At 60.0% G+C, this 5,630-nt stretch carries 6 protein-coding genes; all 6 read left to right on the plus strand.

The window, feature by feature from the left end:
• Positions 1–113 precede the first annotated feature (113 nt).
• The 6 genes from QMX84_RS25645 to QMX84_RS25670 all read left to right on the plus strand — a co-directional run bounded on the left by QMX84_RS25645 (position 114) and on the right by QMX84_RS25670 (position 5,537).
• Positions 114–560 (plus strand): NUDIX hydrolase, encoded by a 447-nt coding sequence (locus tag QMX84_RS25645; RefSeq protein WP_048368542.1) that lies wholly within the window; start codon positions 114–116, stop codon positions 558–560.
• A 59-nt stretch (positions 561–619) separates the two neighbouring features.
• Positions 620–1,753, plus strand: coding sequence for a tRNA 2-thiouridine(34) synthase MnmA (gene mnmA / locus QMX84_RS25650; protein ID WP_048368543.1), 1,134 nt, complete (start codon positions 620–622; stop codon positions 1,751–1,753).
• Positions 1,750–2,373 carry a high frequency lysogenization protein HflD gene (gene hflD / locus QMX84_RS25655; RefSeq protein ID WP_048368544.1) on the plus strand — a complete coding sequence of 208 codons (624 nt, stop codon included), beginning with the start codon at positions 1,750–1,752 and terminating at the stop codon, positions 2,371–2,373. The genes mnmA and hflD overlap by 4 nt, the downstream gene beginning before the upstream one ends.
• A 128-nt stretch (positions 2,374–2,501) precedes the next feature.
• A complete protein-coding gene (gene purB / locus QMX84_RS25660) occupies positions 2,502–3,872 on the plus strand; it encodes an adenylosuccinate lyase (protein ID WP_048368545.1) in 1,371 nt (456 codons plus the stop codon).
• 83 nt (positions 3,873–3,955) lie between these two features.
• The gene (locus QMX84_RS25665) at positions 3,956–5,122 is read left to right on the plus strand and encodes a cupin domain-containing protein (protein WP_048368546.1); all 1,167 of its coding nucleotides are present in this window, start codon (positions 3,956–3,958) and stop codon (positions 5,120–5,122) included.
• Positions 5,115–5,537: a GNAT family N-acetyltransferase gene (locus QMX84_RS25670; protein WP_262123893.1), complete on the plus strand. Its 423-nt coding sequence runs from the start codon at positions 5,115–5,117 to the stop codon at positions 5,535–5,537. The genes QMX84_RS25665 and QMX84_RS25670 overlap by 8 nt, the downstream gene beginning before the upstream one ends.
• Positions 5,538–5,630: the final 93 nt, after the last annotated feature.

Here is a 5,630-nt window from a genome sequence, read left to right on the forward strand (position 1 = left end):
GGGCTTGCGCGCTATAGCTTCTGCGCTTAAAATGCACATTCTGAAGCGCCTGCATCGCGAGCAAGCCCGCTCCCACAGGGGATATGCATCCACCAATAAACCGAGACCCTCACATGGAATGGAAACCCCACATCACCGTCGCCACGGTCGTTGAAGACAATGGCCGTTTTTTAATGGTGGAGGAATACAGCGGCGAGCGCGCCGTGCTCAACCAGCCCGCCGGGCACCTGGACCCGAACGAAACCCTGATTGAAGCGGCGATCCGCGAAACCCTCGAAGAAACCGGCTACGACGTCGAGCTGACCGGGGTCATCGGCATTTATCTGTACACCGCCCCGAGCAACGGCGTGACGTATCAGCGCGTATGCTTTGCCGGCAAAGCCGTCAAACATCACCCCGAATACACCCTGGACACCGGCATCATCGGCCCGCAATGGCTGACCCGCGATGAGCTAATAGCGCAACGCCAGCGCTGGCGCAGCGAGCTGAGCCTGCAGTGCATCGACGATTATCTAAGCGGTCAACTATTCGACCTCACGTTAATCCGCCCTTCGGTTTAGCCTTGAGCGCTCGGGCCTGATAGAATCGCGTCCTTTTTCAAGGCACTCATTGAAACCCTATGCGTGATCCAGCCTTAGTCGCCCCCGAACAACAGCGCGTCATCGTCGGCATGTCCGGCGGTGTAGACTCTTCCGTTTCCGCCGTTCTGCTCATGGAGCAGGGCTATCAGGTGGAAGGCCTGTTCATGAAGAACTGGGAGGAAGACGACGGAACGGATTACTGCACCGCCATGGATGACCTGGCTGACGCCCAGGCCGTGTGCGACAAAATTGGCATCAAGCTGCACACTGCCAACTTTGCCGCCGAGTACTGGGACAACGTCTTTGAGCACTTCCTGGCCGAATACAAGGCCGGGCGCACGCCCAACCCGGACATCCTGTGCAACCGCGAAATCAAGTTCAAGGCGTTCCTCGACTACGCCCTGATGCTCGGCGCAGATCTGATCGCTACCGGCCACTACGTGCGCCGTCGCGACATTGACGGCCGCACAGAGCTGCTCAAGGGCCTCGACCCGAACAAGGACCAGAGCTACTTCCTGCACGCCGTCGGCGGCGAGCAGATTGCCAAGACCTTGTTCCCGGTAGGCGAACTGGAAAAACCGGAAGTGCGCCGCATCGCCGAAAAACACGGCCTGGCCACCGCCAAAAAGAAAGACTCCACGGGTATCTGCTTTATTGGCGAGCGCCGCTTCAGCGACTTCCTCAAGCAGTACCTGCCCGCGCAGCCGGGTGAAATCAAAACCACCGAAGGTGAAGTGATCGGCCGCCACCACGGTCTGATGTACCACACCATCGGCCAGCGCCAGGGCTTGGGCATCGGCGGTCTCAAAGACGCCAGTGACGAGCCGTGGTACGTGCTGATCAAAGACCTTGAGCACAACGAACTGATCGTTGGCCAGGGCAATGACCACCCGTGGCTGTTCTCCCGCGCCCTGCTCGCCTCCGAGATCTATTGGGTCAACCCGATCGACCTGAGTAGCCCGCTGCGCCTGACCGCCAAGGTCCGCTATCGCCAGAGCGACCAGCCGTGCACCCTTGAAAAAACCGCTACTGGCTATCGCGCCACCTTCGACGACCCGCAACGCGCGGTCACCCCCGGCCAGTCCGTGGTATTTTACGACGGTGAAGTGTGCCTGGGCGGCGGCGTGATCGAAGTGGCCGAGCCGTGGACCAGCAAGGGCCACCGCGCATGAACCCGATTCAGGAGCAACTGGTAGCCCTGGGCGGCGTGTTTTTTGCCGCGGTGCTGGTCGACAAGATCGCCAAGACCGGCCAGATCAGCGAAGCCGACCTGGCCTGCATGCTGGGCAGCCTGCTGGTACGCGACCCCAAGGACACCCTTGAGGTCTATGGCGGTGACGACAGCAACCTGCGCGAAGGCTATCGGGCACTGATTGGCGCCCTTGAGCGTGACCCGAACACCCTGCAGCGCGAGCCGCTGCGCTACGCCCTGTCGATGCTCGGCCTTGAGCGTCAACTGGCCAAGCGCGATGACATGCTTGAGCTGATTGGCAAGCGCCTGCCACAAATCCAGTCCCAGGTTGAGCACTTCGGCCCCGCCCACGAAAACGTGGTGGCGGCCTGCGGCGGACTGTATCAGGACACCCTGAGTACCCTGCGCCAGCGCATCCAGGTTCACGGTGACATGCGCAACCTGCAGCAACCGAACAATGCGGCAAAGATTCGCGCACTACTGCTGGCCGGCATTCGTTCTGCGCGGCTGTGGCGCCAATTGGGCGGTCATCGCTGGCAGTTGGTTTTTAGCCGCCGCAAGCTGCTCAAAGAGCTTTATCCGATGCTGCGCGGCAACTGAAACACGCCAGTACGAACACGTTGCAACCTCGTTACGCGTAAGACGCCGGTCAGTTGGCAGCGGACCGGCTGTTTTTTTCATGTATGATACGCGCCCCATTTCGTTGCCCGACTGTCCGAGAACACCCCATGCAGCTCTCTTCGCTCACTGCGGTTTCCCCTGTTGACGGCCGCTACGCCGGCAAAACCCAGGCCCTGCGCCCAATTTTCAGCGAGTACGGCCTGATCCGTGCTCGCGTTCTGGTTGAAGTTCGCTGGCTCCAGCGCCTGGCCGCTCACGCTGCCATCCCTGAAGTCCCGGCCTTCTCCGCCGAAGCCAACGCCGTTCTGAACGAACTGGCCGAAAACTTCTCTCTGGAGCACGCCGAGCGTGTCAAAGAGATCGAGCGCACCACCAACCACGACGTTAAAGCCATTGAGTACCTGCTCAAGGAACAGGCCGCCAAGCTGCCTGAGCTGGCCAACGTCAGTGAGTTCATCCACTTTGCCTGCACCAGCGAGGACATCAACAACCTGTCCCACGCCCTGATGCTGCGTGAAGGTCGTGATGACGTGATGCTGCCGCTGATGCGCCAGACCGCCCAAGCCATCCGCGAACTGGCCATCCGTTTCGCTGACGTGCCAATGCTGTCGCGCACCCACGGCCAACCGGCTTCGCCTACTACCTTGGGCAAAGAACTGGCCAACGTGGTGTACCGTCTGGAGCGTCAAATCGCTCAAGTCGCTGCAGTACCGCTGCTGGGCAAAATCAACGGCGCTGTCGGCAACTACAACGCCCACCTGTCGGCCTACCCGCAGATCGACTGGGAAGCCAACGCCCGCGCCTTCATCGAAGACGAGTTGGGCCTGGGCTTCAACCCGTACACCACGCAAATCGAACCGCACGACTACATTGCCGAGCTGTTTGACGCCATTGCGCGCTTCAACACCATCCTGATCGACTTCGACCGCGATATCTGGGGCTACATCTCCTTGGGCTACTTCAAGCAGCGCACCATCGCGGGCGAAATCGGTTCGTCGACCATGCCGCACAAGGTCAACCCGATCGACTTCGAAAACTCAGAAGGCAACCTGGGTATCGCCAACGCCTTGTTCCAGCACCTGGCCAGCAAACTGCCAATCTCCCGCTGGCAGCGCGACCTGACCGACTCCACCGTACTGCGTAACCTCGGTGTCGGCTTCGCCCACAGCGTGATCGCATACGAAGCCAGCCTCAAAGGCATCAGCAAGCTTGAGCTGAACGCTCAAAAAATCGCTGCTGACCTGGACGCGTGCTGGGAAGTATTGGCCGAGCCAATCCAGACCGTGATGCGTCGCTACAACATTGAAAACCCGTACGAGAAGCTCAAAGAGCTGACGCGCGGCAAGGGCATCAGCCCTGAAGCACTGCAAACGTTCATCGACGGTCTTGAAATGCCGGAAGCGGCCAAGGCCGAGCTGAAGCTGCTGACGCCTGCCAACTACATTGGCAACGCGGTCGAGCAAGCCAAGCGTATCTGATCGCTGCAACGACCTATTAACGCCCGGCCGTGCCGGGCGTTTTTATTCCTGATTACAAAGCGCATTTTTTCAATAGGTTACACATGAATCCTGATACTCCTCTTCAACTTCTGGGCGGCATCACGGCGCGCGAGTTCATGCGCGACTACTGGCAGAAAAAACCACTGCTGATCCGCCAGGCAATTCCTGACTTCGAAAGCCCGATCGATGCCGACGAACTGGCCGGTCTGGCGCTGGAAGAAGAAGTCGAATCTCGCCTGATCATCGAGCACGGCGAGCGCCCATGGGAACTGCGCCGCGGCCCGTTCGCAGAAGACGAATTCGGCAAACTGCCAGAGCGCGAGTGGACCCTGCTGGTTCAAGCCGTTGACCAGTTCGTCCCGGAAGTCGGTGAACTGCTGGAAAACTTCCGCTTCCTGCCAAGCTGGCGCATCGATGACGTAATGATCAGCTATGCAGCCCCGGGCGGCAGCGTTGGCCCGCACTTCGACAACTACGACGTGTTCCTCCTGCAAGGCCACGGCAAACGCCACTGGCAGATCGGCCAGATGTGCGACGCCGACAGCAAGCTGCTGGAACATGCCGACCTGCGCATTCTGGCTGAGTTCGAGGCCACCGATGAGTGGACCCTGGAACCCGGCGACATGCTTTACCTGCCGCCACGCCTGGCCCACTGTGGCGTTGCCGTGGACGACTGCCTGACCTACTCGGTCGGTTTCCGTGCCCCGAGCGCAGCCGAAGTGCTGACTCACTTCACCGACTTCCTGAGCCAGTATCTGCCGGACGAAGACCGCTACACTGACGCTGACGCGCAGCCTGTAAGCGATCCGCACCAGATTCAGCACGACGCTCTGGGCCGCCTGAAGAACCTGCTGACCGAGCACATGAGCGACGAGCGCATGCTGCTGACCTGGTTCGGCCAGTTCATGACCGAGCCACGCTACCCGGAACTCGTGGTCGGCCCGGAACTCGAAGAGCCCGAGCTGATCGACAGCCTGGAACAGGGCGCTATCCTGATCCGCAATCCGAGCGCACGCCTGGCCTGGTCTGAAGTGGACGAAGACCTGCTGTTGTTCGCCAGCGGCCAAAGCCGCCTGTTGCCGGGCAAACTGCGCGAGTTGCTGAAAATGATTTGCGCGGCCGATGCCCTGCACAGTGATAACCTCGGCCCATGGCTGGCCGATGAAGACGCAAGCAACCTGCTCTTTGAGCTGGTTAAACAAGGAAGCCTGGGGTTTGCCGATGAATAGCATTCACGTACGTGTCGCCGACTGGCATAAGGACAACGCCGAACTTCGACGCATTCGTGAGGCGGTGTTTATTGCCGAACAACAAGTCCCGCCAGAGCTTGAGTGGGACGCAGACGACGCAGATGCCGTGCATTTTCTGGCTTATGAGGGCGATTTCCCGATTGGTACTGCCCGGCTGCTGCCGGACGGCCACATTGGACGAGTGTCTGTCCTCAAAGACTGGCGCGGCCTCAAAGTGGGCGACGCCTTGATGCAGGCCGCGATCAGCGAAGCTGAAAAACGCGGCCTCAAAAAGCAGCAGCTCAGCGCGCAAGTGCACGCAACGCCGTTCTATGAGCGCCTGGGTTTCAAAATCGTCAGCGACGAATTCCTCGAAGCAGGCATTCCGCACGTTGATATGGAACGCGTTAGCTAACCACTACGCCCACCCTTGTGGGAGCGGGCTTGCTCGCGATACGGATAACGCTGCTTTGCAGAAAGAATGAGTCGTCTGCATCGCGAGCAAGCC

The organism is Pseudomonas sp. PS01297 (assembly GCF_029959305.1).
Lineage (GTDB): Bacteria > Pseudomonadota > Gammaproteobacteria > Pseudomonadales > Pseudomonadaceae > Aquipseudomonas > Aquipseudomonas helleri.

What these genes read in the sequence shown, in the direction of transcription:
- hflD (WP_048368544.1), top strand. Translation starts at nt 1,750, where the DNA reads ATGAACCCGATTCAGGAGCAACTGGTAGCCCTGGGCGGCGTGTTTTTT.
- QMX84_RS25670 (WP_262123893.1), top strand. Translation starts at nt 5,115, where the DNA reads ATGAATAGCATTCACGTACGTGTCGCCGACTGGCATAAGGACAACGCC.
- QMX84_RS25665 (WP_048368546.1), top strand. Translation starts at nt 3,956, where the DNA reads ATGAATCCTGATACTCCTCTTCAACTTCTGGGCGGCATCACGGCGCGC.
- purB (WP_048368545.1), top strand. Translation starts at nt 2,502, where the DNA reads ATGCAGCTCTCTTCGCTCACTGCGGTTTCCCCTGTTGACGGCCGCTAC.
- QMX84_RS25645 (WP_048368542.1), top strand. Translation starts at nt 114, where the DNA reads ATGGAATGGAAACCCCACATCACCGTCGCCACGGTCGTTGAAGACAAT.
- mnmA (WP_048368543.1), top strand. Translation starts at nt 620, where the DNA reads ATGCGTGATCCAGCCTTAGTCGCCCCCGAACAACAGCGCGTCATCGTC.